The 24,371-nt window shown below is 52.7% G+C and carries 22 protein-coding genes; 13 read left to right on the top strand and 9 right to left on the bottom strand.

Going from position 1 to position 24,371, the window contains the following annotated elements; all coding sequences use genetic code 11:
• Positions 1-272 precede the first annotated feature (272 nt).
• The 3 genes from DACE_RS01495 (at position 273) to DACE_RS01480 (ending at position 4,071) form a co-directional block, all read left to right on the top strand.
• Positions 273-2,246: a putative bifunctional diguanylate cyclase/phosphodiesterase gene (locus tag DACE_RS01495; RefSeq protein WP_005997758.1), complete on the top strand. Its 1,974-nt coding sequence runs from the start codon at positions 273-275 to the stop codon at positions 2,244-2,246.
• 414 nt (positions 2,247-2,660) lie between these two features.
• Entirely contained in the window at positions 2,661-2,858 is a 198-nt protein-coding gene (gene rpsU, locus DACE_RS01485; RefSeq protein WP_040365879.1) for a 30S ribosomal protein S21, read from the top strand.
• Positions 2,859-2,889: 31 nt separating this feature from the next.
• A complete protein-coding gene (locus tag DACE_RS01480) occupies positions 2,890-4,071 on the top strand; it encodes a KamA family radical SAM protein (protein WP_005997756.1) in 1,182 nt (393 codons plus the stop codon).
• Positions 4,072-4,197: 126 nt separating this feature from the next.
• On the opposite strand, the gene DACE_RS01475 is transcribed toward DACE_RS01480, so the two are convergent.
• Positions 4,198-6,162, bottom strand: coding sequence for a monovalent cation:proton antiporter family protein (locus tag DACE_RS01475; protein ID WP_005997754.1), 1,965 nt, complete (start codon positions 6,160-6,162; stop codon positions 4,198-4,200).
• Between the two features lie 320 nt (positions 6,163-6,482).
• On the opposite strand from DACE_RS01475, the gene plsY reads away from it, so the two are divergent.
• From plsY to DACE_RS01460, 3 genes are all read left to right on the top strand, one after another.
• Positions 6,483-7,073, top strand: a complete 591-nt coding sequence (plsY, locus tag DACE_RS01470; protein WP_005997753.1) for a glycerol-3-phosphate 1-O-acyltransferase PlsY — start codon at positions 6,483-6,485, stop codon at positions 7,071-7,073.
• A gap of 4 nt (positions 7,074-7,077) precedes the next feature.
• Complete coding sequence (gene mltG, locus DACE_RS01465; protein WP_050769954.1) at positions 7,078-8,109, top strand: endolytic transglycosylase MltG; 1,032 nt, start codon at positions 7,078-7,080, stop codon at positions 8,107-8,109.
• A 296-nt stretch (positions 8,110-8,405) separates the two neighbouring features.
• Positions 8,406-10,079, top strand: coding sequence for a SulP family inorganic anion transporter (locus DACE_RS01460; RefSeq protein WP_005997751.1), 1,674 nt, complete (start codon positions 8,406-8,408; stop codon positions 10,077-10,079).
• A 175-nt stretch (positions 10,080-10,254) separates the two neighbouring features.
• Here the strand turns inward: DACE_RS01460 and DACE_RS01455 are convergent, their stop codons facing one another.
• The 7 genes from DACE_RS01455 to DACE_RS01425 form a co-directional block, all read right to left on the bottom strand.
• Positions 10,255-11,976: an SLC13 family permease gene (locus tag DACE_RS01455; RefSeq protein WP_005997750.1), complete on the bottom strand. Its 1,722-nt coding sequence runs from the start codon at positions 11,974-11,976 to the stop codon at positions 10,255-10,257.
• A 212-nt stretch (positions 11,977-12,188) separates the two neighbouring features.
• The gene (locus DACE_RS01450) at positions 12,189-12,947 is read right to left on the bottom strand and encodes a response regulator transcription factor (protein WP_005997749.1); all 759 of its coding nucleotides are present in this window, start codon (positions 12,945-12,947) and stop codon (positions 12,189-12,191) included.
• A 42-nt stretch (positions 12,948-12,989) separates the two neighbouring features.
• Positions 12,990-14,378, bottom strand: a complete 1,389-nt coding sequence (locus DACE_RS01445) for a sensor histidine kinase (RefSeq protein WP_005997748.1) — start codon at positions 14,376-14,378, stop codon at positions 12,990-12,992.
• A 177-nt stretch (positions 14,379-14,555) separates the two neighbouring features.
• Entirely contained in the window at positions 14,556-15,935 is a 1,380-nt protein-coding gene (locus DACE_RS01440; RefSeq protein ID WP_005997747.1) for a DegQ family serine endoprotease, read from the bottom strand.
• Between the two features lie 203 nt (positions 15,936-16,138).
• Positions 16,139-17,206: a sensor histidine kinase gene (locus tag DACE_RS01435; protein ID WP_005997746.1), complete on the bottom strand. Its 1,068-nt coding sequence runs from the start codon at positions 17,204-17,206 to the stop codon at positions 16,139-16,141.
• On the bottom strand, positions 17,207-17,878 hold the full coding sequence (locus DACE_RS01430; RefSeq protein ID WP_005997745.1) for a response regulator: 672 nt from the start codon (positions 17,876-17,878) through the stop codon (positions 17,207-17,209).
• A gap of 70 nt (positions 17,879-17,948) precedes the next feature.
• Positions 17,949-18,755 (bottom strand): pyruvate, water dikinase regulatory protein, encoded by an 807-nt coding sequence (locus DACE_RS01425; protein WP_005997744.1) that lies wholly within the window; start codon positions 18,753-18,755, stop codon positions 17,949-17,951.
• A gap of 235 nt (positions 18,756-18,990) precedes the next feature.
• Between DACE_RS01425 and prmA the strand changes: the two genes are divergently transcribed.
• The 7 genes from prmA to yjgA are packed head-to-tail and all read left to right on the top strand — an operon-like array spanning position 18,991 to position 23,922.
• On the top strand, positions 18,991-19,899 hold the full coding sequence (gene prmA / locus DACE_RS01420; protein ID WP_238326382.1) for a 50S ribosomal protein L11 methyltransferase: 909 nt from the start codon (positions 18,991-18,993) through the stop codon (positions 19,897-19,899).
• Positions 19,872-20,657: a 16S rRNA (uracil(1498)-N(3))-methyltransferase gene (locus DACE_RS01415; protein ID WP_005997742.1), complete on the top strand. Its 786-nt coding sequence runs from the start codon at positions 19,872-19,874 to the stop codon at positions 20,655-20,657. The genes prmA and DACE_RS01415 overlap by 28 nt, the downstream gene beginning before the upstream one ends.
• A 5-nt stretch (positions 20,658-20,662) precedes the next feature.
• Positions 20,663-21,487 (top strand): RDD family protein, encoded by an 825-nt coding sequence (locus DACE_RS16910; protein WP_005997741.1) that lies wholly within the window; start codon positions 20,663-20,665, stop codon positions 21,485-21,487.
• Positions 21,484-22,332 carry a diaminopimelate epimerase gene (gene dapF, locus DACE_RS01405; RefSeq protein ID WP_005997740.1) on the top strand — a complete coding sequence of 283 codons (849 nt, stop codon included), beginning with the start codon at positions 21,484-21,486 and terminating at the stop codon, positions 22,330-22,332. Before DACE_RS16910 ends, dapF begins: the two co-directional genes overlap by 4 nt.
• Positions 22,332-22,973, top strand: a complete 642-nt coding sequence (locus DACE_RS01400) for a pyrimidine 5'-nucleotidase (protein WP_005997739.1) — start codon at positions 22,332-22,334, stop codon at positions 22,971-22,973. The genes dapF and DACE_RS01400 overlap by 1 nt, the downstream gene beginning before the upstream one ends.
• Positions 22,970-23,419 carry a D-aminoacyl-tRNA deacylase gene (gene dtd / locus DACE_RS01395; protein WP_005997738.1) on the top strand — a complete coding sequence of 150 codons (450 nt, stop codon included), beginning with the start codon at positions 22,970-22,972 and terminating at the stop codon, positions 23,417-23,419. Before DACE_RS01400 ends, dtd begins: the two co-directional genes overlap by 4 nt.
• Positions 23,419-23,922 carry a ribosome biogenesis factor YjgA gene (yjgA, locus tag DACE_RS16905; protein WP_005997737.1) on the top strand — a complete coding sequence of 168 codons (504 nt, stop codon included), beginning with the start codon at positions 23,419-23,421 and terminating at the stop codon, positions 23,920-23,922. Before dtd ends, yjgA begins: the two co-directional genes overlap by 1 nt.
• Before the next feature lie 60 nt (positions 23,923-23,982).
• Here yjgA and trxA read toward each other — a convergent pair whose 3' ends face one another.
• Positions 23,983-24,312: a thioredoxin TrxA gene (trxA, locus tag DACE_RS01385; protein WP_005997735.1), complete on the bottom strand. Its 330-nt coding sequence runs from the start codon at positions 24,310-24,312 to the stop codon at positions 23,983-23,985.
• Positions 24,313-24,371 lie beyond the last annotated feature (59 nt).

The raw sequence follows: 24,371 nt of genomic DNA, 5'->3' as shown, positions 1-24,371 counted from the left end.
ATGTGTTGGTCTGGTCCTGTTGGCAAGCACCCTCCAAGCACTGTTGTTGGGAGGGTGCTTGTCTTTTTGTCTGGGACGACGTTGCGGTTGCGTGAGAGAATCGTTAAATTGGTTGCTATTAAAAAAAGACCATGATACATAGTTTTTGTTGCAGTCGCTGGTCAACTCGCAATACGCCGCAAAAGTTAATTAGAAATATAAACACATTAACCTTGTTGGCCTGTGCCTGATGGATGCGCCGGGCGATCGGATATTCAGGTGGGACGCTTGACGTGATCGATACCAAATTATCATCCTCAATACCAACACATACGTTGTTCCGCCATTGGCGCTGCCTTGTGGCGCCTTTTTTTGGCGCGGTTATCGTCTGTGTGATCTCCTTTGTTCAGAAAGTCAAATGGGGCGGTGATCTTCCTTATGACCTGGCTGGCTACGCCACACCGTCTCTGGTTGGTTGGGTGGCCGGCTCCTTTGTCAGCATTGGCCTCTGGCGCTCACGTGAATTGATGTTGCGGCTGCAGCGCACTTCATTGGCATTGAAAGAGCAAGCGGAAAAGAAGAGTCACGTTCTCGATTCGGTGGGCGAGGGGATCTGCGAATTCGATGCGGATGGTCTTTGCTGTTATGCCAACCGTGAAGCGTGTCGAATGCTCGGCTACAGCTCCTTTGAGATGAGTGGAAAAAATATCTTTTCTCTGTTTCGTTATCACGATCGCTATGGCCATGAAGTGTCCCTTGAGCCATTGTGGTCCCATCGAACGTTCAGTACTCAAAAGCGTGATACCATCTATGAAGAGATCCTTTGGCAGAGAGAACATGAGATTATTGCCACGGAAATTTGCATTTATCCGGCATTGAATGCAAAAGATGGCGGGATTCTTGTGTTCCGCGACGCGTCAGTGCGCCAGGAGATGCAGTCTAAAATTAATTTTCTGGAGAGTCATGACCCTCTCACCCAGCTCAACAACAAAAATACCTTCATGTCTGAGCTGGCCACAATAATTGATCGGGTTCGAAATCAAAATGAAAGATATGCCCTGCTTCTGGTCGATATTGACCGATTTCAAGCGCTCTATGATGTGTTGGGGAGTTATGTCAGTGACCAGTTGCTGATTCAGTATGCCCATTTTTTACAACGAACAGTTGCTGAGCAGGATGTGGTTGCGCGAATCGGTGGTGATCGATTTGCCGTGCTGAAAAAGGTGTCCACTGACCAACAGGCACGTGGCTTTGCGCAATGGTTGGTTAGCGAGTCGCAGTCTTTTGAACCCGTCTGGCATCTGGAAAAGGTGAATTTGACCGTCAGTGTCGGGGTTAAAATTATTGAACCTGGAGATGAGTCCGTTGACGACGTGTTTCTTGGTGCGGAAAAAGCCTGTGGACAGGCCAAAGCGGAGGGGCGCAGTCGATTCAAAGTGTACAATCCACTTGCTCCGGTTTATCGCAAGCTGAATCGTCAGATCCGTGCGCTGCCATTTATCCGAGAGGCTCTCCATCGAAATCTGTTCTTTCTGCGAAGACAAAAAATCTGTCCCGTTGGGAATGTTGAGCCTCACAGTGATTGTTATGAAGTGTTGTTGTCGATGCAGTTGGCCGATGGCAGCAGCCTGGCTCCAGAAGAGTTTTTGACCGCAGCCGAACGCTATGATCTGATGCCGTCGATTGATCGTTGGGTGATAAATCACTGCTTTGACTGGCTTGAAGAGGATGGTGAACGTTGGAAGAATCTTGATTTTATGGCGATCAATTTGTCGGGGAAAAGTTTTAATGACCCAACTTTTCTGGCGTATCTGGAAACGAAATTACGCCGTGCGACGTTCCCTGCGGAAAAGATTTGCTTCGAAATTACCGAAACCGCTGCCGTAGAGAATGAGGAGCGTAGTGTCACTTTTATCCACCGTATTAAGCGGTTTGGCTGTCGCTTCGCCCTGGACGATTTTGGCAGTGGCATGTCGTCGTTTCGCTATTTGAAAAACTTTCCTGTTGACGTGATTAAGATAGACGGCAGCTTTATCGTCGATATGGTAGAAAACGAGCTGTCACGGGAAATTGTTACCTCCATTCATAATATCGCTTCAGCTCTTGGGCTGAAGACCGTCGCTGAACATGCCGAAGATCAACAGACACTCCAGGTGTTGCAGGAGATCGGGGTTGATTATGTCCAAGGCTATGTCGTCGAAAAGCCGAAAGTTTTTTGTTCCGGAACCGCTGTCGACTCTCCTGAGCCGGTGGCTCTGCGCCAGTAATTGCCTGTCGATTTGACCCGCCCGAATGGCTATGTTAGCATGGTAAGCATATGGTGGCGTTCTGTCTGGACGTTCCGACCATAGACCCGCTCATGAGGTGGACCGTTCAGGCCTGGTCTGTTCGGGACGAACCCTCTGTCTTGGGGGCAGCACTGGTTTGAGGTGATCCGCTTCAATACCGGGTGCGGGTGGCCCCGTCGCTTTCAAAAATCCCAAAGATGTACGCTTCTCCAGGTCGTATTGAGACGAATTGTTTGTCGTTTTGTCGGCCATCCTTTGTTGTAGCCAGCCCTTCATTGTTGTCTGAGTGTTCTCCTGTGGTTTCTGCGCTGCCTGTCTCATCCCGTTAACCTGTTGTGGTGTATGTCTCATGATGATGTATTCAATGAGAAATCCGTGAAAGGAGGGGAGACCGTGGAACTCAAAGTGGTTGATGGCAATCTGGCCAAAGCCATGCGTTTGATGAAACGAAAACTGCAACAGGAGGGGTTGTTTCGTGAAATGAAGAAAAGGCGTTATTACGAAAAACCCAGTGCCAAGCGTAAACGCAAGCAAAAAGAGTCCCTGCAACGTGAACGGAAACGGCAACGTAAACTCGACCGGTTCGATTAACTGAATCGATAGGTACGAAAGAGGACATACAATGAAATCGACAACATCTGCTCTGGAAAATGACCTGCCAACCGATTGGATGGCTCTTGATTGGCAAAAAGAACTTAGCAACAACATCACGTCTGTTGACGAATTAAAGGCCTATCTTCCTCTGAGTTACGACGAAGAGGCGGATCTGCGCACCGTGACAGAAGCCCATCCGATGAATATCCCGCGTTATTATCTCAGCCTGATTGATCCCAACGATGCGCACGACCCGATTCGCAAACTGGCGGTTCCGGCTGCAGAAGAATTGGTCGTGGCCGGTGCTATGGGCGAAACAACCAAAGATCCTTACGGTGACGACAAACACGATAAAGGCAACGGTATTCTACATAAGTATTCCTACACCGCGTTGGTGGTGGCCACGGAATACTGCTCCATGTACTGCCGACATTGCTTTCGCAAACGGATGGTAGGACTACCCAACCACCAAACCGTGGAAAATTTTCATAACGCAGCAAAATATATTGCCGCGCATCCTGAAATAACCAATGTCGTGATTTCAGGTGGTGATCCACTGTTGCTGCCGACCCATGTTATTCGCAAAATGTTGGCTGCTTTGGAGGATATCCCTCACCTCAACTTCGTCCGCATCGGCTCACGGGCTCCGGTGGTCTATCCGATCCGATTTGCCGATGACGAACTGATTGACGTATTACGGGATTTTGGTCGCAAAAAAACCTTGCAGATGCCGACCCATTTCAATCATCCAGTGGAATTGACCTCCGAAGCGGCCGAAGCGATTCGACGGGTTCGCGAAGCGGGGGTCACGGTGAATAACCAGGCGGTTTTTTTAAGCGGGGTCAACGACGATGTTGAAACGCTGACTGAGCTGATGAACGGATTGCTGCGCATCGGAGTGAATCCGTACTACCTGTACCAGTGTATGCCCGTGGCGCGCGTGCGCCACCATTTCCAGGTGCCGCTGAAGCGTGGTGTTGATATTGTCGATGAGGCGCGCAGGCGCATGGATGGCTACGCCAAACGTTTCAAGTTCATCATCGGTCATGATATCGGAAAATTGGAAATTTGTGGTCGCAGTGGCGATACCATGGTTCTGAAACAGATTCATGCCCGTCAGGAAGCGCCGCAGGAATGTTCCCGCTTGCTGTTCCGGCGACTCAATGACACCGGCGGCTGGCTGGACGACCTTGAAGAGGTTGATCTTTAACAAGTCATTAAAAAAGTGTGAATGGGCGTGTGCTCGGTTCCACGAAGACAAACCAAACAAGCCGTCCGCACCTGTGGGCGGCTTGTTTGGTTTCCGGGTGACAGGGCCTGGCTTCAGCGTGGGGGGTTAAAGAGGGTGGCCATGGAGCAGTTCGCACACCTGCGCCACTTCGTCTTCGCGACCAAGCAGCATCAGGGTATCGCCTTTCTCGAGGCAGAAAGAGCCTGACGGGCTATAGATGGTTTGATTCTGGCGGATAATCCCAACCACGGTGACACCGGTCTGGTTGCGTAGATCCATTTCAGCCAGACTGCGGTCAAGGCACGGCGAGTCATCGGGTACCGCTTGATATTGCAGGCGTCCTCCCTTGAGGACAGATAATCCTTCGGTTGGAATTTCGGCATCAACCATTGAGGTATAGTGTTCTTTACGCAAGTTGGCGATAACGTGGAGAATATGACCCTCGCTGAACTCAAAGCGATGCATCAGGTTGGCGCCAAGTTGCAGGCTGGCTTCAAATTCATCGGGGACCACTTCGTTAGCTCCTAGGGCACACAGATGTTCCAGCTCGGCGACATAACGGGTGCGAGCGAGAATGTAAAGATCCGGATTATGATGGCGTGCCGTGGGGATCGCCCGGGCCAGAGCCGCCGGGTCATTAATCGACAGGACGAGTGCTTTGGCCCGGTGAATGCCGAGTTCGTGAAGCACATCACCCGACGTGGCATCACCGTAGATGACAAAATCCCCCTTTTGACGGCCCTTATGAACACTGTCGCCGTTGAGTTCCACATACACATGTGGGATATGAAAACGGCGCAGAATGCGGCCGATGTTGCGTCCTGACAAACCGTACCCGGCGATGATCACATGGCCGGTAAGGTTGCCGGTCTGTTCTTGAATCTCCGGGTGGATTTCGGTGCGCGGTTTACCGAGCAGCCCGGATAGAGCGGCTGCCCAGCGTTCGGCCTGGCCGGCGATCAGTGGTGTCAGGATCATTGTCAGGGCAATCACCGCCAGGGTGATCTGATACACCTGATCGTCAATGAGCTGCAACGACGTGGCCGCTTTCATAAACACGAAAGAGAATTCACCGGCCTGAAACAATAGGAAGCCGGTTAATAAGATGATTCGCAACGGAAACCGACACAATGCTGTTGCCAGGGCTGCGGCGAAAAATTTAATGGCAAAGACCGCCAGGGTTGCCGAAAGCACGATGGTCCAATTCGCGAGCACCAGATCCAGATTGACCAGCATACCGATAGAGACAAAGAAGATGGCCAGAAACGTGTCACGAAACGGCAGGATATCCGACAGCGCCTGGTGGGCATAAGGAGATTCAGCCAACGCCAGACCGGCGAGGAACGCTCCGAGTTCCAGTGACAGGCCCACGGCACTGGTTAGCCATGCCGTGACCAGAATCAAGGCGAGAATGGTCAGGCGAAAGAGTTCCTGAGAACGCGTCTTGAGAATCGCCAGCAGGAACGGCTGGAGCAGAAAGCGCGAAAAGATCAGCAAGCCGACCATCAACAGGGCGACCTTGCCAATCTCTTTGATGGAAAAGGTCAGATCCTGCCCGGCCAAAAGTGGCAAGGCGACGAGAAAAAACACCACAGCCAAATCTTGAGCGAGCAGAATCCCCAACGACATGCGGCCATGACTGGTGTCGATCTCACCGCGTTCACTGAGCAGTTTGAGGACAATGGCCGTGGAGGAAAGGGCCAGAGCCATCGCCAGCGTCAGGCTGGTTGTCATGGAAAAGCCGAACAGGGTGCCAATGCCTGTGAACAGGGCCCCGCATAACAGAATTTGCGACAGGCCGCCTGCCAGCAGAAGTTTCTTGAGACGCAACAACCGCGAGATCGAAAATTCGAGACCGATGGTGAACAATAGCAGGATGACGCCAAATTCAGCGATCACTTCAACTTCGTGAATATTTTTGATCAGGTAAAAACCGTAAGGACCGGCAATGATCCCCGAGATCAGATAGCCGATGATCGGAGACAGCTTGAGGCGCGTAAAGATCAGCGCGCTGCCCAGGGCCAGAGCTAATAAAATCAACAAATCCAACAAAAACAGATGGTCGGGCATCGGTGGTTGCTTTCTCTCATTGCGTGTTGTAGCCGTGTGGCCGTGATGGGGATAACACCGGGTGTCTGGAGAACTGTGCACCAGGCGGTTCGCGTCTGTTACAAAAGATTTGTATATTCTGGCATATACCGCTTTGGCAGGCAATCATTACCGACGATACTTCCTCTCAGGGCCTGGGGTTTTGCTCGGGTGAGCCGGGAGATAACGGTTCTGTTCCCAGGCAAATTGTGGTATTAAACCCAGACGAAAATCTGTATCTGTGAACCGGAGAAACAGTCAGGGCGCAACCTGTTTTTTCAAAGACGAAAAGGGTCGAAATCATGATGGAGCTGACCGTCATCCTGCTGGTGTCTTATCTGATCGGGGCTATCCCCAGCGGTGTGGTGTTAACACGCTTGAGTGGGGCCACCGATGTCCGCAAAGCCGGCAGTGGCAACATCGGGGCAACCAATGTCTATCGTGTAGCGGGAAAGCGACTGGGGATCCTGACCCTGCTGGCAGATATGCTCAAAGGGGTTGTGCCGCTGCTGGCAGTACAATGGTTGTACAGTTCTGAGCCCAAGGTGCTGGCATGGGTTGCCGTGGCCTTGTTTGTCGGTCATTGCTATCCCGTCTACCTGATGTTCAAGGGGGGCAAAGGGGTGGCCACGGCTCTGGGGATTTATCTGGTGTTATCACCGGCTTCAGTGGGGATTGCATTGCTGGTTTTTGCCTTTGTCCTGTGGCGCTGGCAGTACGTCTCGTTGGCGTCGATCTGTGCGGCTGCGGTTATTCCGGCCCTGGTCTATGGTTTTGAGCGCTCTTTACCGATTTTTATCGCCACGCTGGTGATTGCTGCCGGTGTTATTTATCGTCATCGCGGCAATATCTCCCGATTGCTTGATGGAAGCGAAAGTCGTTTCAAAGGATAACCGCGTGGCCGACTCATCTCCATCCAATGAATCGCCTGCGTTGCCAAAACAGCGGCGAGTTTTCAAGAAATTTTTTGCCGCCGGTGTGCTTGTCTGTTTCGCTCTTCTGGTGCTCGGTGTCTATGCCCTGCGCCCCTGTCAGATTGATCGGGACCTGTTTTTCACCGTATCCAGTGGTCAATCGCTGGCTGCTGTTGCGCGAACGTTGCATCGTGATGGATTGATTGCTGATCCTTTTGCTTTTCGGGTTTTGGCGCGCTGGCATGGTCAGGGACGGAAGATTCAGGCGGGCAGTTATCGGTTTGCCGCCGGTCGTTATCAGCCGGGATCGGTGCTGCAGATTCTGGTTGAAGGACGGGTGGAATTGGTCCAATGCACACTGCCGGAGGGGATGACGGCTCTTGAGGTGGCGCATCGGTGCAGCGCAGCCGGAATTGGACAGCTCGAGCGCTACCGTGCCTTGTTCTCAGATCGTGACTTCCTCAATGCGTTGGGCGTGGACGCCCTGGAAGGCTATCTGTTTCCGGAAACCTACCGTTTTGCACCCGGCGTCAGTGAATCTTCCGTGTTGACCACCATGGTTACAGAGATGCGTCGTCATCTCAACAAGTCCCTGCTGACTGCGGCTGCAAAGCAGGGATTGAATGAATTGCAGTTGCTCACCCTCGCCTCAATCATTCAAAAAGAGGCGGGTAATGTTGAAGAGATGCCACTGATTTCAGCGGTCTTCCATAACCGGCTTAAGCGGGGGATGTTGCTGCAGGCTGATCCAACGGTGATCTATGGCCTGGGTGAATTTGACGGCAACCTGACCCGTATCCACTTGCGCACGCCGACGCCTTATAACACCTATGTTCACCGCGGTTTGCCCCCTGGGCCGATCGCCAATCCCGGCCTCGATGCTCTCACTGCAGCGGCTCATCCGGCTGACGAAAACTATCTGTATTTTGTCGCTACCGGCGATGGTGTCCATTACTTTTCCAAGACACTCAAAGAACACAACCGGGCCGTGCGCCGTTATCAGTTGCGTCGTTAGTAACTCTCAAAATGTGAATATTTGCGAGATGTTGTCTCGCAAAGCCGCTTTTATCGATTTTTTGCGTTCCCGCCTTGCATCACTCAACGAAAAGTCTTAGAGTAGCCACCAGCCAGACGGTGTCCATTGGTGGACATCGCCTAACGAGACTTGGCACCTGAAGAATTCTTCAGGTTGAAATTGAAGATTCGTAAGGTACCTATCACCTGGCCCCGCCTTTACCCTGTCCCGTGTCTCGTGTAAAGACCATGACCATCTGATATCTACCTGACGACGAACTTATCAGGAGGATGCTGATGACTTCGCGTTTGGTACCAGAGCTGTGGTGTTGCCTCAAAGAGGGCTACAACCGCCAGCGGCTGGTGGAAGATCTATTGTCCGGCATGATCGTCGGAATTGTCGCTTTACCTTTAGCCATCGCCTTTGCCATTGCTTCAGGGGTTAAGCCGGAGCAGGGGCTTTATACGGCTGTGATCGCCGGCTTTCTCATCTCACTGCTCAGTGGTAGTCGGGTGCAGATCGGTGGCCCCACCGGGGCGTTTATCGTCGTGGTATTCTCCATTGTTCAGCAGTATGGCTATGGTGGATTGGCGGTTGCTACCATCATGGCCGGTGCCTTGCTGGTGGTCATGGGGGTGTGTCGCCTGGGCGGGGCGATCAAGTTTATTCCTTACCCGATGACCATCGGTTTTACCAGCGGTATTGCCCTGATTATTGCCATCACGCAAGGCAAAGATCTGCTTGGCTTGACCTTGACCCGCTCTGCAGAGGGAATTGTCGATCGGGTTCTGTTGTACGTTGACGCGATTGACACGCTTAACCTGCATGCCGTGATCATTGCCGGACTGGCCATGGCGATTCTGTTGTTGTGGCCGAAGGTGACCAAAAAGGTTCCCGGCTCCATTATTGCCCTGCTGGTGACCACAGCTCTGGTTCATGTGATGGACTGGCCGGTGGCAACCATTGGTAGCGCATTTGGCGATGTGCCTTCTACGCTGCCCATGCCGCATCTGCCGTCAATCGACCTGGCCATGGTTCCACAATTGATCTCTCCAGCCCTGACCATTGCTCTGCTGGCTGCGATTGAGTCGTTGTTATCCGCTGTGGTGGCGGATGGGATGACTGGACGGCGTCATAAATCCAATATGGAGCTGGTTGCTCAAGGGGTGGCCAACATTGCATCGCCGCTGTTTGGTGGCATTCCGGCGACCGGTGCCATCGCGCGCACGGCAACCAATGTGAAAAGCGGTGGAACCTCGCCGGTGTCGGGCATTGTTCATGCCCTGACGTTGCTGCTGATCATGATGCTGTTTGGACGCTGGGCTCGTTTGATTCCTATGGCAACGCTGGCGGCCATACTGCTGATTGTTGCCTATCACATGAGCGAGTGGCGTCACTTTGTCAAATTGTTTCGTTCGCCGCGCAACGACATTGTCGTTATGTTGACCACCTTTGTGCTGACGGTCTTTGTCGATCTGACTGTGGCGATTGAGACGGGGGTGGTGCTGTCGGCACTGTTGTTCATGCAGCGCATGGCCAATGCCACTGAAGTGCGGCATATCAGTCGAGAGATCAATGATGAAGAGGATGAGGAGGATGATCAACCGATCTGTGGTCGCCAGATCCCTTCGTGTGTCGAAGTTTTCGAGATTCACGGACCGTTTTTTTTCGGTGCCACCAATCAGTTTAAAGATACGCTGAGCATTATCAAGGAACCGCCGCAGATTCTGATCTTGCGCATGCGTCATATTTTCACCATTGACGCGACGGCAATTCGGGTTCTTGAAGATGTGCTGGAGAAAACCCAGCGTGACGGGACGCAGTTGATGTTGTCGGGAGTACGGCCGCATCTGCTGAAGAAACTCCAGAAAACACACCTATACGATGAAATAGGTCAGGGCAACATCTTTGCCGAAATCGATACTGCTCTTACTGTTGCGCGGGGCCTGTGTCGCAAAAGCGACGACTGAATTTCCTCCATGTTTCAGGAAGCCCCATGGCGATAGCGTTGACCCGGTTGCCATGGGGGGAGTGCTTTGCTGTTGAGCCGTAGAGTGTTTACCTCAGTGGGGGAACACGACCCTGTAACGCAAAACGGCACCAGGATAACCTGGTGCCGTTTTTTTGTAACGTTTATATTATGCTCTATTTGACCCACAGCGGCAGCGTGCCGATGACAATGTCAAATACCGGAATGACCAACAGGTAGGTGATAATGGTCGTAAAGATAACACCGACGATATTGAGTCCGAACCCGCTGCGAACCATCTGAGGGATGGTGACATAGCCGGAGCCGAAGACAATGGCATTCGGTGGCGTTGCCACTGGCAGCATGAATGCGCAGGATGCGGCAATGGCTGCCGGAATGACCAACAGCAGCGGATTCTGGTTGATACCGATGGCGACAGCACTGAGGATCGGCATAACCATGGCTGCGGTTGCGGTGTTGGAGGTCAATTCGGTGAGGAAGATGATCAGCGCGGTAACCGCTACAACCAGAACCAGAATCGGGGCATTGTTGAGCAGGCTGACTTGTGAACCGATCCAGGTGGCTAGGCCGGTTTGTTTGAATCCAGCCGCCATGGCCAGTCCGCCGCCGAACAGCAATAGAACACCCCACGGCATTTTTGACGCCCAGTGCCAGTCCATGACGAAAATATTTTTCTTCATGTTGACCGGAATCATAAACAACACCAGAGCACCGGTCATGGCGATGGCTGCATCGGTGACCAAGGTCGGGTCCGGGAACAAAAAGCCGAGCTGTTTGCGGAAAATCCAGCCCAGGGCGGTGAGGCCAAAGACCACTGCGGTCCATTTTTCACCGCTCGACATGCGTCCCATCTGCTTCAATTCGTCGAGGATCATTTCACGACCACCGGGAACTCTTTTCAGTTTCATCGGGTTGGCGATCCGGGTCAGCCACAACCAGCACAACGGCAGCATGACGACAACCAGAGGAACACCAACTTTCAACCAGTCCACGTAGCTGATTTCAAAGCCGTAGGTTTTATTCAGATAACCGGCAAGAACGGTGTTGGGCGGAGTACCGATCAAAGTGGCCATGCCGCCGATGGATGCGGCATAGGCAATGCCGAGCATCAGGTTGAGGCCGAATGAGAAATGCTCAGGAGAGAAATCGATCTCTTTATCAAGCCCCTCTTTTTTACCCTCTTCGATAACGTGGCTGATGATGGCCAGGCCGATAGGCATCATCATTACGGCAGTCGCGGTGTTGGAAACAAAGGCGGACAAGGTTGCTGTGGCGGCCATGAAACCGAAAATGAGCCGACTGGGCGAAAACCCGACCAGTTTGACAATCGTCATGGCGATACGGCGGTGGAGATCCCAGCGTTGCATGGACAGGGCAATGATAAAGCCGCCCATGAACAGAAAGATCAGATGACTGGCATAGGGTGCGGCGGCACTCTTGGTGTGCATGATGCCGAGCAATGGAAACAGCATCAATGGCAGCAGGCTGGTCGCTGGAATGGGGATGGATTCACACATCCACCAGGTGGCCATCAGTAGAGCGACAGCCGCCATTTTCTGGGCGGAAGGTTCCATGCCGGCCGGGGTGGGAATCAGCAGCATGGTGATGAATAACAGAGGGCCTAACCATAGACCGACTTTCTGGCGCGTGGTATAGCTCCTCGGCTCCTCTTCGTGCATCCCCTCGGGTGATGTGCGCAATCGTTCCAGGTGTTCTGCCGGAGCGTCCTCGATTTCATGAACGAGATCCGCGTCCTTTTCCTGCAAGCCTTCTTTGAAATGAAGGTGTTTTTTGATGGTGCTTTTCGGATTGAACAAAGTGAGAGATTTCACCTCAACGTGCATCTCCCAGAGACGGTTCCAGACTGCAGTGATCATAAAAAAATTCCCCTTTCAAGCTTAAATGGCTGTCGGGGAGAAAAGAGCAACCTTAGTGCCAACTTTGTGTTGAAGAAAACGACTTATTTTATTCTGTAGAACGTTGTTATTCCATGCTTTTTCCGTTTACGCCTTTCTGGACAAAAAAAGGCCAAAATCCGCAGATGGCGGATTTTGGCCTTTAATGGCGAAAAGCGGACAGATGTTTTTTGTCAATCGTCGATTTTATGACGTTGTTTGAACTGCACCAACCATTTCTGCAGTTCCTTCTCTTCGTGCTCCAGTTCAAAGGAGTTGATCAGGCCGCGATGAATGGCGACGGATACCGCCCGGTTGCGCGGGTTAAACGCTTCACCGACTTTCTCGGCCTGGAATTGTTCCTGATCGATACTGAGTTTGTTGTACAAAGAGTTGAGGCGACTTTGTACGCCACGACGTGACAGATAGCGTCGCTGAGCAATGAGGTTGTCGGTCAAGCCCAGCGAGATGTCAATCAGAGCCTCGAATTCGATGTCGGACAGCGCCGTCTGACTATGGTCGGTGCGGCCTTGAACTTTGCGCACTTCCGGGTCAATCCAACATTGCTCATCGATTAACACGGTAACCACGGCGCCGGCAATTCTCTCTTTGGTATTGGATTTGAGGATGTAGCCGTAGACCGTTTCCGGTGGCACAATGCGCAGCAGCGAACGCACATACATCTCGTCTTTAAACTGGCTCCAGAAAATGATGCGCGCCTGTGGTTTCTGGTCCCATAACGATTTCGCAAAATCAATGCCGTTCATTTCAGGCATTTGGATATCACTGATAACCAAGGGTTGTTCACAGTCCAGAGCCATTTTCAGAGCATCTTCACCGTTACTGGCACGGGAAACCTGAAATGCCTGCTGCAGGTGTTCCGCCAGTAGGTGTTCTAGGAATTCAAAATCCTTAGGGTTGTCTTCGGCGATGATAATTTTAACGGGATCCATAACCTGTTTCTCCTCTATCCTCCTGCGAGGAAATGACGGTAGTTATGCCGCCTTGTCGTTGTGTTGCGTTTTCTGAATAACCGGCATGGTCAATTCAAAACGGGTACCGCTTGAAAAACGTGACGGTTTCCAGGAAACCGTGGCGCCAATAGTTCTGGCACGCTCTTGGATGTTATGCAGACCGCGACCAAGCCTCTCCTGGTTGGGGGTGAACCCGTTGCCGTTGTCCTCAACCGACAGCAATACCTGATCATTGCAGAAATCAAAATTGACTTCATAACGGGTGGCACCGGAATGTTTATAGACATTGTGGACAGCTTCGACAACGATGCGGTACAGGTGAAGTTGTTGAGATTTCGGCAGGGCCAGATCTTCTGCTGCTTCAGTCGCGTAGTAATGGCTTTCCATCTGTTTGCCGTTGTTGCTGTTGCGATGGGTTTCGATGTGTGATTGCAGAGCGGCATTGAGACCGAGGACATCCAATGTTTGTGGATGAAGGTCGTCCATAACCGCACGCAGATTATTGATGGCGCTTTGTAATTCCTCTTCCAGTCTGTTCGCTACATTCGCACAACTGCCGCTTTTCAACTCCTGAATATCACGCAGGATAGAAGAAAGATCGGATAACGTCTGGTCGTGAAGATCGCGGGCGATGCGCCGCCGTTCCTCTTCGCCGCCTTCGAGCAGCTTTTCCGCACCAACCACCCGTACCAGCTTGTCAGCCATATTGAACAGAGAAACGGTCAGGTCGTCCAGCTCATCACTGATGGTCTCTGGGGCGCTGACGGAATCCCGTTCACCGCGCACCAGACTGCTGGCACCATTGGAGATTCGCTGGATGCGACGCAGAATACGCCGGGAGAAAAACAGCGACAACAGGATGCCCAAAACGATGGCAGCGCTGAGGACAATCAATGACACCAGGGCCGTGCGGGCAACCAGTTCGTCCATGTATTCGTTTTTAAGATTATTCAGTTTGCCGCGCTGGCTGCGCGCGGTTTCAATCAGAGTGATCAACTGCGGACGCAGGATCGACAGAGATTCGATAAAACGTTCAGTATCAATGCCGTCGGCTGGATCGAGATCGCCGACAGCCTGATTGAGAACCGTGACGGTTTCTTTTGGGACTTCCAGATAGAGCAGGGTGCGGTCAATGGCGCTGGAAAGATGCTCGTAGAGCTGGTCCATCTCCTCCAGCTTGGGGGCGTTGAGGATGAAGTTGCGTCGCAGCGAGGTGGACAGGGCGTGAATCCTTTTAGCCGCCAGATCCGCTTCTGCCAGCGAAATAAACACTTTGCCCAAGTTAGCTGCCTGGCGTCGTTCGACAGACAGGTCCCAGTAGGTGTATTGAAGAAAGACCAACAGCAGGCTCATAATCAGCAAAACCGCTGCCGGTGCCATCAGTATCTGGTGTTTAAGTTTTATGCGCATATGATTAAAGCTAGCATAGCACCCTGGCTAAAACACTGTGCAAATGCACAGAAGCATGATCTCTTCCCATCGGGAAATCGCTTGTCGTTACCGCGTTGTACGGCAACGACAAGCGGTGGTGGCGGATGACGTGTTTATGGTGGTTCGCAGATGCCGGAGTCTTTTACCCCCGACAAGTTACTTTTTCGCCTTGATTGCGATAAAAAACAGTCCTTTGCCGCGTTGGATAAGCAGCCGTTGGATGGTTTTGTTGTCTGATTTCTCCAGAGTCGTTTTAAATTCCTGCGCTGTCGCGATCTCCTGATTATTGAACTCAATAATTACATCACCGGGACGTAGCCCAGATTCTGCGGACGCGCTGTTCGGTTCAACCGCGGTGATGACGACGCCATGTTTGGCCTGAATGTTCAGACGACGGCGCAATTCAGGTGTGATCTCCATGACCGTTAAGCCCAGAGCGTTGGTGCGGCTGGTGACTTTGACCGGATTGCCGTCGTCACTCATTTTGCCGACTTCAACCTCAAATGTCTCTTCTTTGCCGTCACGAAAAACAGTGACGTCAGCGGTTTCTCCAACTGGGATCTCCGCGACCAATCGTGGCAGGTCAGTCATTGAGACAATTTTCTTATCGTTAAGGCGCAGGATAATATCACCGCGTTCCAAGCCAGCTTTTTCTGCTGGAGAGTTGCCCGCAACAGAGGAAATCAGGGCCCCTTCCGCCGTGTCGAGTCCAAACGAATCGGCCAGTTCATCGGAAACATGCTGAATGGTAACACCTAACCAGCCACGTGTGACATGACCAGTTTCTTTGAGTTGGGGCAGGATGTTTTTGGCCGCATTGATGGGGATGGCAAAACCGATCCCTTGGCCGCCGGCGACAATGGCGGTATTGATTCCCACGACTTCGCCGCGGGTGTTGAACAGCGGACCGCCGGAGTTGCCGGGATTGATCGAAGCGTCGGTTTGAATGAAGTTATCGTAGGGGCCGGCGCCGATGACACGTCCCTTGGCCGAGACAATGCCGACGGTGACGGTTTGTTCCAGGCCAAACGGGTTGCCGATTGCCATGACCCATTCGCCGATTTCGAGGCGATCGCTATTGCCGAGTTTGACGGTCGGCAGTGTCTCGTCACTGTCGATTTTCAATAGAGCTAGGTCCAGTTTCTGGTCAATGCCCTTCACTGTTGCCGGGTAGGTTTTACCGCCGGCCAGCTGAACCGTAATCTCGTCGGCATCGTCGACCACGTGGTCGTTAGTGAGGATATAACCGTCAGAAGAGATGATGAATCCGGAACCGAGCGATTTTTGTTTGTGCTGCGGCATTTCGCGGCCCTGGAAGAAATTTTCAAAAAATTCTTCAAAAAAATCGCGATGGCGCGAATCGAACTGGTTGAGCATGGAACTGTGGGCATCAGCGGTTTTTGAGGAGCTGATATTGACAACCGCCGGTTTAAGTTCCTTGGTCAGTTTGACAAAATCGGGCGTGTTGCCCCAGCACAGCAGGGGAACGAGGAGCATGCTTGTCAAAGTTATAAAGGCGCAGGTTAAACGCTTCATTGGGATACCTCCATACAGTCTGACGTGAAACGGAATAAACGGTGTCACCGATTGCTGACGTGAGAATCGGTTTGATCAGAAAAACAGCTTTTATCAAAAGCCTATCGTGCATTCTAAGGGCAGTAGAGATCAAGATGAAAGGCGTGTTTCATGGTTTTTTCAAGAATAATTTATGAGAAGTGCGACTGTGCTTTTGCACAGAATCAGTTCTTGTCCTTCGACTCTTCACCAAGTGTTGGTCCGGCAAGGGGCAGGCACACTTCAAAGCGGCTGCCCTCGTTGACGGTTGAGGTGACACGGATGGTCCCATCGTGAGCTTCGGTGATCCATTTAACGATGGCCAGCCCCAATCCTGTGCCGCCGTGGGCGCGGTTTCGCGCTTCATCGGTACGGTAAAAACGCTCAAAGATATGGGGCAGATGTTCTGGAGCGATGCCGATACCGCTGTCGATCACCGCAACGGTTACGGTGTCATCACAACGTGAGACATCAATATCCACCCGTCCCCCTTCAGAGGTGTAGCGGATGGCGTTGCTCAGCAGGTTGAGAAACAACTGGCGCAGACGGAGATCATCGCCGCGAATGGAGACTTCCGAGTCGGCACCATGGTGCATCGACACGGTGATGTCTTTTCCTTCGGCCAGGGTTCTGCCCTGAATGTAAAGCTCCTGAACCAGATCACTGAGACTGAGCTGGCCGATGGACAGAGGCAGCTCGCCCGATTCGCTTTTGGCCAGCGTGAGCAGATCTTCGAGTATCCGTCCCATCCGGTCGATCTCTTCCATGTTGGACTGCAGTGCGGCGCGAAACTCTTCCGGTGTTTTGGCCCAGTGCAAGGTGACTTCCGTTTCGCCACGCAAAATGGTCAACGGTGTGCGCAATTCATGAGAGGCGTCACCGGAAAACTGACGAACTCGCTGTACCGCACTTTCCAAGCGTTCAAGCATGGCGTTGTATTCGTCGCGCAGTATTCCGAGCTCGACGCAGGACGTTGGGAAATCAGCCCTCAGAGACAGATGGTCGATGGACATGTCGCGAAAATTGTCAACCATCTGCAGCAGCGTGCGGCGATGGATGTTGAGGACAAGGCGGAAGCCCAGGGAGAACAGGGTGATTATAACGATAGAGCAGGCGACGATAGTCAGCAGACGCACGTTTGCTGACCAGTCGGTGGTATGGACCAGACAGGTAACGCCAGCACTGGCGGCCATAGCCACCGCCAGTGCCAGCGCGACAATCAGAGTAAGACGACTTCTAGCCGTACTCAGCAATTAGTCCTCCTTGAGAACGTAACCGACACCACGAATGGTGTGAATCAGTTTTTTGCTGTAATCCTTGTCGATTTTTTTACGCAGGTAGTTGACGTAGACATCGATGATGTTGGTGAATGAGTCAAAGGTGTAATCCCAGACATGTTCGGCAATCATGGTCCGCGTCAACACCTGGTTGGGATTGCGCATAAAATATTCGAGCAGGCCGTATTCCTTGGCCGTCAGATCGATCTCTTTGTCGGCACGCCATACCTTGTGGGTGACCGGGTCGAGGCGCAGATCGGCAAAGTAGATCTCTGCACCGCGGTCTTTTGCCCCACGACGGACCAGCGCTTTAACACGGGCCAGCAGCTCAGCAAAGGCAAACGGCTTGGTCAGGTAGTCGTCGCTGCCGCTGTCAAGACCGGCAACGATATCTTCGACACTGTCTTTGGCGGTCAGGCACAGTACCGGTGTGGTCACTTCTTTGCTGCGCAGTTCCTTAATGACAGTCAGACCGTCTTTTTTCGGCAGCATAATGTCCATCAGGATCAGGTCATAATGGTTACTTTCCGCCATATAAAGACCTTCTTCGCCGTTTGCAGCGATATCGACTGTAAAGTTTTCCTCTTCGAGGCCGCGCTTGATAAAACTGGCGACTTTTTTCTCATCTTCAACAACGAGAATTTTCATGGTTGATCTCCTTTATTTTTACTGTGGTGCAGCAAGAACTGCTTCGTTCAAATCAGCTTGGGGCTGAAGGTTATTTGAGTTTCAATTTGACCAGGACCTCGTTAGCGGTCTCCTCAACGGCTTTGCCGGTGACATTGACCGTGGCCCATTTCTGGCGGCGGAAAAAGTTGCGCGCCTGTTTCAGTTCCAGTTCAATCTGTTCAAAGTCGGCGTAGGCCGTTCTCGGGTCCTGGCCGAGGTTGCGTAACCGTGAGGCGCGCAGCTCCACCAGACGTTCCGGGTTGATCAACAGGCCAACGACTCGCTTGTGGTCCATTTTCAACAGTTCCGCTGGCGGGTCGATTCCATGCACCAACGGAATGTTGGCCACCTTCCAGCCGCGGTGCGCCAGATAGATGGACAGCGGGGTTTTGCTGGTGCGGGACACGCCAACCAAAACGATGTCCGCATTGTTGAGAAAGCGGACTTCTTGACCGTCATCGTTGCGGACGGTGAATTCAACCGCTTCAATACGGCGAAAATACTCTTCATCAACGCTGTGCAGTAGGCCCGGGGTTTCATTCGGAGTGGCACCGAAAAATTCCGAGCATTTCATCAGCAACGGCGTCATGATGTCCAAACTGGTCAGGCCGAGGGCTTCACACTCATCGTGAACAAGACGGGATAATTCACAATTGACCATGGTATAAATGACCAACGCGCGGCGTTCAGCAGCCGCATCCAGTGCCTCGTAAACCTGATTTTTCGTGCGAACATTGCTGATTCTGTTAATCTGTACTGACTGCCCTTTGAACTGGGTTAATGCCGCTGTAATAATGTTTTCGGCTGTTTCGCCGGTGGCATCAGAAAGCAGAAAGACTGTCAGGTTGTGTGTCATAGGCGATTCATTAGACCTCTGTTATGGTTTATATCAGGTCTTGCCTGTTCCGCAAGTACAATCTGTGTGTCTCTCATAAAAAAACATTTTTATATGATGGTATCTCTGTATCTTATCTGGTAGGTGCTTCATTAGTTTGGGGTAAAATTTAAACGTAACGGTTGGGGGTCTGTCAAGGTTTTTTATTGCCTTTAAAAGTCAGCTTTGCTACATAAGCGAAATGACTGATAAATGGATGGAAATCAAGGTCTGTGTTCCCGTGGCCTGTGCCGATGTGTTGTGTCATGAGCTTTATGAGCTTGGCAGCGTCGGTGTTGTGGTTGAGGAAAGACAGTTGGATACGTTTGTCCCTCCGGACCCGGATGAGACAGACAGTGACATGTTTACAATTAAAGCCTATTTTGACGAAGACCTGCCGGCAGCGCAGCGCGTTGCTTCGGTTGAGGGCTGTTTAAAGCGGCTGGCTGAATTTTTCCCCGACCTTGGTGCGGTAGATGTCGGAGTGGCGGATATCGGTCAGCAGGACTGGGCGGAAGGTTGGAAACAGCACTTTCAGGCGACGCGAATCGGAGCGCGATTGGTGATCAAACCAAGTTGGGAAGAGTTTTCCGGCCAAGACGGTGATGTGGTGGTCACGCTTGATCCTGGCATGGCATTTGGTACCGGCACCCATGGCACGACCCGCTTGTGCCTGGAGACACTGGCCGCGTTGTTCGATGGTGGCGAGGCGATCCATCATGTTCTCGATGTGGGTACCGGTTCCGGTATCCTGGCCATAGCCGCCGCTGCCCTTGGTGCCGAACGGGTCGTTGCCTGTGATATCGACCCCATTGCCTGTGAAACAGCGCGCGAAAACTGTGTCCTCAATGAGGTGATCGATCGTGTTGAGGTCACGGACAGGTTGCTCGAAGAGTTAACAGGAACGTACGACGTGGTCCTGGCCAATATTCTTGCCGAAGAAAATATACGCCTGGCACAGGCTCTGATCGATCGTGTTCGTCCAGGCGGCGTGTTAATTCTGTCCGGTATTCTTGAAGAGAAGGTGTCGTTAGTGACCACAGCCTTTTCAACCCTGGGGCTGAATGCCCCTGACCTGTTCTATGATGAGGAATGGGCGTGTATTCAGTATCGACTCGGTCACTGATGCGGCGCTTTTTTACTCCACAGATAACATTTACCCACTCCAGTGCTGACCTTCCTCGCGATGTCGCTCATCACATCAGCACCGTGTTGCGATTGCGTACGGATGACCGGATTGTTTTGTGCGATGGCCGTGGCGGTTGCGCAGAGTGCCGAATCGACGAGATCTCACCGAAACGTTGTCGTGTGACACGTCTCCGTCACTGGCTGGAACAGGAAACCGCCTTGCCGGTGACCCTGATTCAGGGGCTGCCGCACAGTGACAAGTTGGATTTGATTCTGCAAAAAACCACGGAGCTTGGCGTCCAACAGGTGAGGCCGGTACGTTGTCAGCGCTGCCAATACCCCATTGCTCCAGCCAAAGCCGCCCGAAAACTCGAACGCTGGCAAAAAATTGTTACCGAGGCCGCCCGCCAGTCGGAACGTTCCTGGCTGCCCGAAGTTGCGGCTCTGTGCTCTTTTGAAGAGGCGTTGCAGCACTGTGATGCCGATGTCAAACTGGTGTTGTGGGAGCAGGCGGACCAGCCGCTGCAACGCGTGCTGCCGGAAATCTCTCCCGACCGAGTTGCTGTGGTGGTGGGGCCGGAAGGGGGGCTGGCGCAAGAGGAGGTCGCTCTGGCGGTTGAGCACGGCTTTGTGGCTGTAGGCCTTGGCCCGCGTATTTTAAGGACAGAAACCGCCGGGATGGCGTTGATGGCGATTTTGCAGTATCAGTATGGTGATCTGAATCGGATCCCGCGTGAGCAGATTGTTTCGGAGTGAGATAGATGCGTTGTCCCCAGTGTGGTTATCACAGCTTCGATGAATTGAGCGCCTGCAAAAAGTGCGGCACGCCATTACTGGCCCGCCATGCGGGACGCAGGCCTGATGCGCCGGTTGAGGGGCAACTGTTCAGTCCCGAAGAGCTGAAGAAGCGCGCGGAGATTTTTTCGACACCGGTGAAAGCTTTGTCTGGAATGTCGCCGTTGCGTGCTGTTGAAAAACAACGCCAGAGCGGGGCCAAAGATCCGTCGTGTTCTGAACAGATGGCGCTGCCCTCTTTTCTGCTTGATGATCCCCATGAAACAACCAACAACTGGGAAGGGTGGTCTGCCGCTGAGCCACAAGAGTTGCCGGTCCAATTGATGTGGCGTCGAGCCCTGGCCACACTGGTCGATCTGCTCGCCCTGGTCGGATTGCTGGCCCTGTTTGCTGTGGTGGCCTGGCATCTGCAAGGCTGGACCCTGGGGCAATGGCTTGAACACGTGCGTCAGGATGCACTGTTGCGACTGGCCTGTTATCTGTTGATCGTTTTGATGGCGTTTCTTTATTTTTTTCTCGGTCATTACCTTACGGGGCAAACGTTGGGGAAAGTCCTCTTTGCCGTGCGGGTGGTTAGCGACAATGGGGCGCCTTTAACGATGGCCCAGACCGTATTACGCTCGACGGGAAGTGTGTTATCGTTGTTGTGCTTGGGAGCCGGTTTTGTCGCTATCTGGCGTGATGAACAACAGCGCGGCTGGAGTGATCGCCTGGCCGGAACCCGGATTGTTGACAGCCGGGAGGATGGTCCTGACGCGTTACCACAGACTGTTACGGAGGAAACGCAATGAAATTTATTAAAATGCATGGGGCCGGTAACGATTATGTGTATGTCGACGGGTTTCAGCAGGATGTGCATCGTCCGGAAGAGCTGGCCGTCCGCATCAGTGATCGCCATTTCGGTGTCGGTTCCGACGGGTTGATTCTGATTCTGCCGTCGGACTGTGCCGATGCGCGTATGCGCATGTTCAATGCTGACGGCAGCGAGGCGCAGATGTGTGGCAACGGCATTCGCTGCGTGGCCAAGTATCTGTGTGATCAACAATCTGATCGAGGTTCGCAGCTGACCATCGAAACCCTCGCCGGCGTGCTGAGTGTCGATGTGACGGCGGATACGGAAAACCCCGCCATCAGTCAGGTGACGGTTAATATGGGCCAGCCGCGTTTGCAGCGTGGCCAGATCCCCATGACTGGGCCGCAACAGGACCAGGCTTTAGAGGTTGAAATCCGTGTCAAAAACCGCACCTTTACTGCCAGCTGTGTGTCCATGGGCAATCCGCATTGTGTTGTTTATGTTGATGATGTCGAGCAGTTCGATGTTGCCTATTGGGGCGCGCTGCTGGAAAATCATCCGTTGTTTCCCGAACGGATCAATGTTGAATTTGTCGAAATCATCTCTGGTTCCGAGGTTCGCCAGCGCACCTGGGAACGTGGAGCTGGAGAAACTCTGGCCTGCGGTACAGGGGCTTCAGCCGTTACTGTGGCCGGGTTTCTCACCGGGCGCACCCAGCGCACGATCCGCAATCATCTGCGTGGTGGTGTGTTGACCCTGGAGTATTGCGATGATGAAACCGTGATGATGACCGGCCCCGCCGAACAGGTTTTTACCGGTGATTATCCATGGCCGGAGGCTTGATGGACGCGGTTTTTTTTGACCTCGACAACACCCTTTACAGTGCTGAACACAACCTGTTCAATCTGATTGATGTCCGCATTAACCGCTACATGCACGAAGTGGTCGGCATTGCTCCCGAACGTGTCGACGGGCTGCGGCGTCACTACTGGGCGGTCTACGGTGTGACCCTGCAAGGTCTGATTCAGGAGTACGGTGCTGATGCCGAACATTACCTTGATTATGTGCATGATATTGATGTGTCCAGCCGTCTGAGCGCTGATCCGTGTCTCGAACAGGAACTGGGGCGAATTTGCGCGCGAAAATTCGTGTTTACCAATGGCAGTCGCGATCATGCCCAGCGGGTGCTCGGTTGCCTGGGGATTGAGCGCTGTTTTGAAGCGATCTACGATATCCGGGTGAGTAATTATATTCCAAAACCACAGGAACTACCTTATCTGGCTGTGCTCAAGGCCAGTGGTGTTGCGCCTCAGTGCAGTATCATGGTCGAAGATTCGGTACCCAATCTGCATACTGCCGCCCGCTTGGGCATGAAAACAATTCTGGTAGGTGGCGATAGCGATGAAACGGCCCATTTCGATGCTGTTGCCCGCACGGCCAGTGAAGCAGCCCGAGTGGTGCAACAATGGCAGGGGGATGCATGAGAGCGGTATTGCAGCGGGTGACACAGGCGGATGTGCAGGTGGATGGTGACACCACCGGTGCTATTGATCAGGGGATTCTGGTCTTGCTGGGCGTGGCCCGCGACGACAGTGTGGCAGATGTTGATTACCTGGTCGATAAGCTGGTCAATCTGCGTATTTTTGAAGATGACGCCGGTAAAATGAATCTGTCGTTGGAACAGATCGGTGGCAAGGTGCTGGCCGTGTCTCAATTTACCCTGCTGGCCGATTGCCGTAAAGGGCGGCGGCCGGGATTTTCCGCTGCCGCACCGCCAGATGAGGCGGATGCTTTGTATCAGGGGTTTGTTGCCCGATTGCGTCAGCGTGGGATTGCTGTCGAGTGTGGGGTGTTTCAGGCTGACATGAAAGTATCATTGATTAATGACGGACCGGTGACCCTGTTGCTGGACAGTCGTAAGGAGTTTTGATGGTGGATGAGGGGATGGAGCCAAGCCGGTCAGCCAAGAAGAGGGCGGCCAAGGAAGTTGAACAGATGGCCTGGGAGCTGACTGAACTGCCGGATGCCGAAGTGGCTCTGTTGCCGTTAAATGATCTTCTGTCCAAGGCCCTGAATGACGTTCGTCAGACCCGTGGCCACGGATCGCGCAAGCGCCAACTCAAGTTTTTTTCCGGGCTATTGCGCCGCGAACCGGAGCAGTGTGACGAGTTGCGCGCCTTTCTGGCCGGTGAACATCAGCAACAACTGGATCAGAATCGACGGACTCATCAGTTGGAACAGTTGCGTGAACGGTTGTGTGATGTGACCCAGCGAGCCGAAGCGATGGATGAGGTGCAGGAGCTGTTGCCTTTGGTGGATATTGTGGAATTGAAAAAATGGCTCAACGGGTATCGCGGTCCGCAGGATAAGCGCGCTTATCGTCAGGTATTTCGACTGTTGCGGGCGGCCAGTGATGCGGCAGAAGAGTCCTGAACGTAAAAAACCCGGAGGGAAACTCCGGGTTTTTTACGTGTTCCTTGATGTGACCGTGGTTTACAGTGCTTTGTTGATGAACTCCTCAAGCTGATTCTTGGGAATCGCACCAACCAGTTGGTCCACCACCTCACCGTTTTTGAACAGTACCAGGGTCGGAATGCCGCGCACGCCGTACTGGCCGGGAGTGTTGGGGTTTTCATCCACATTTACCTTGCCGATTTTGACTTGACCACTGAACTGATTGGCCAGCTCGTCAATAACCGGGGCGATCGCTTTACAAGGGGCGCACCAAGTGGCCCAGAAGTCGACCAGCACGGGCTGGTCAGCTTTGAGAACTTCCGCATCAAAATTATCATCGGTAAACTGTACAACGTTATCGTTAGCCATGAGATTGTTTCCTCCTCTACTGAGTGATAAATCGCTCTCAATGATAGAAACAGATCAGG

Source organism: Desulfuromonas acetoxidans DSM 684 (assembly GCF_000167355.1).
In the GTDB taxonomy this organism is placed as follows: Bacteria; Desulfobacterota; Desulfuromonadia; order Desulfuromonadales; family Desulfuromonadaceae; genus Desulfuromonas; species Desulfuromonas acetoxidans.
This window is presented reverse-complemented; position numbering and strand designations above follow the sequence as displayed.

Coding starts and splice junctions, on each gene's coding strand:
- DACE_RS01455 (WP_005997750.1), bottom strand. CDS start 11,976: ATGATCACTGCAGTCTGGAACCGTCTCTGGGAGATGCACGTTGAGGTG.
- DACE_RS01445 (WP_005997748.1), bottom strand. CDS start 14,378: ATGCGCATAAAACTTAAACACCAGATACTGATGGCACCGGCAGCGGTT.
- DACE_RS16910 (WP_005997741.1), top strand. CDS start 20,663: ATGCGTTGTCCCCAGTGTGGTTATCACAGCTTCGATGAATTGAGCGCC.
- DACE_RS01475 (WP_005997754.1), bottom strand. CDS start 6,162: ATGCCCGACCATCTGTTTTTGTTGGATTTGTTGATTTTATTAGCTCTG.
- DACE_RS01440 (WP_005997747.1), bottom strand. CDS start 15,935: ATGAAGCGTTTAACCTGCGCCTTTATAACTTTGACAAGCATGCTCCTC.
- plsY (WP_005997753.1), top strand. CDS start 6,483: ATGATGGAGCTGACCGTCATCCTGCTGGTGTCTTATCTGATCGGGGCT.
- DACE_RS01430 (WP_005997745.1), bottom strand. CDS start 17,878: ATGAAAATTCTCGTTGTTGAAGATGAGAAAAAAGTCGCCAGTTTTATC.
- DACE_RS01480 (WP_005997756.1), top strand. CDS start 2,890: ATGAAATCGACAACATCTGCTCTGGAAAATGACCTGCCAACCGATTGG.
- DACE_RS01400 (WP_005997739.1), top strand. CDS start 22,332: ATGGACGCGGTTTTTTTTGACCTCGACAACACCCTTTACAGTGCTGAA.
- DACE_RS01450 (WP_005997749.1), bottom strand. CDS start 12,947: ATGGATCCCGTTAAAATTATCATCGCCGAAGACAACCCTAAGGATTTT.
- yjgA (WP_005997737.1), top strand. CDS start 23,419: ATGGTGGATGAGGGGATGGAGCCAAGCCGGTCAGCCAAGAAGAGGGCG.
- dtd (WP_005997738.1), top strand. CDS start 22,970: ATGAGAGCGGTATTGCAGCGGGTGACACAGGCGGATGTGCAGGTGGAT.
- DACE_RS01460 (WP_005997751.1), top strand. CDS start 8,406: ATGACTTCGCGTTTGGTACCAGAGCTGTGGTGTTGCCTCAAAGAGGGC.
- DACE_RS01425 (WP_005997744.1), bottom strand. CDS start 18,755: ATGACACACAACCTGACAGTCTTTCTGCTTTCTGATGCCACCGGCGAA.
- prmA (WP_238326382.1), top strand. CDS start 18,991: ATGGAAATCAAGGTCTGTGTTCCCGTGGCCTGTGCCGATGTGTTGTGT.
- trxA (WP_005997735.1), bottom strand. CDS start 24,312: ATGGCTAACGATAACGTTGTACAGTTTACCGATGATAATTTTGATGCG.
- dapF (WP_005997740.1), top strand. CDS start 21,484: ATGAAATTTATTAAAATGCATGGGGCCGGTAACGATTATGTGTATGTC.